Source organism: Falsiroseomonas oryziterrae (assembly GCF_021864505.1).
GTDB classification, from domain to species: domain Bacteria; phylum Pseudomonadota; class Alphaproteobacteria; order Acetobacterales; family Acetobacteraceae; genus Falsiroseomonas; species Falsiroseomonas oryziterrae.
On the sequence record NZ_JAKJIB010000626.1, the window covers coordinates 1 to 979 of the forward strand.

The 979-nt window shown below is 75.3% G+C and carries 1 protein-coding gene; it reads right to left on the bottom strand.

What is annotated here, in order from left to right; genetic code table 11:
* Positions 1-979 (bottom strand): ABC transporter transmembrane domain-containing protein (locus L2I40_RS23705; RefSeq protein ID WP_272911016.1); only part of this gene is annotated, 979 nt, incomplete at both ends.

The window sequence follows — 979 nt, forward strand, 5'->3', positions numbered from 1 at the left end:
TGGGCGGGGCGCGTCGGGTAGGCGAAGCGCACGCCCTCGAACGCCAGCGCGCCGCGCACCGGCCGCGGCAGCACCGCCGGCTTCGCGGGCACCTGCACGGACGGCGCGACGTCCAGCACCTCCGCGATGCGGTCGGCCGCGGCGCCGGCGCGCTGGATCTCGCCCCAGAGCTCGCTGACCGAGGCGCCGGCGCTGGCCGCCAGCACGGCGTAGAAGACGAAGGCCGCGAGGTCGCCGCCGCTCATCCGCCCCGTCACCACGTCGTGCCCGCCCGTCCAGAGCGCGAAGGTGATGGCGCCGAAGCCGAGCAGGATGACGGCGAGGATCAGCATGGCGCGCGAGCGGATGCGGCGCAGCGCTGCGGCGACCGAGGCTTCCGTCTGCGCGCCGAAGCGCGCGCGCTCGGCCGGTTCCTGGCCGAAGGCCTGCACGGTGCGGAGCCCGTTGATCGTCTCCTCGGCGCGCGCGGCGAGGTCGGCGATGCGTTCCTGCGCGGTGCGCGAAAGCCTCCGTTCCCGCCGCCCGAACAGCACCAGCGGCGCGACGACCACCGGCAGCACGAGCAGCACGATGCCGGCGAGCTTGGCCGAGGTCGCGACCATCATCACGATCGCACCCGTGCCCGTCACCGCGTTGCGCAGCCCCATCGAGACCGCCGAGCCGACGAGCGACTGCAGCAGCCCGACATCGGCCGTCATGCGCGACAGGATGTCGCCGGTGCGCGCCGTGTCGAACCAGGCCGGCGAGAGCGAGAGCACATGGTCGTAGAGCCGCCGCCGTAGATCGGCCGCGACCCGCTCGCCGAGCCAGGAGACGAGGTAGTAGCGGGTGGCGGTGGCGAGCGCGAGCGCGGCCACCACCGCGCCCATCAGAGCCGCCGCCGTGTCGAGCCCCTGCGCGCTGCCCGCGGCGAGCCCGCTGTCCACCAGCCGCGCCACGCCCTGGCCGAGCGCGAGCGTCAGCAGCGCCGCGACGAGCA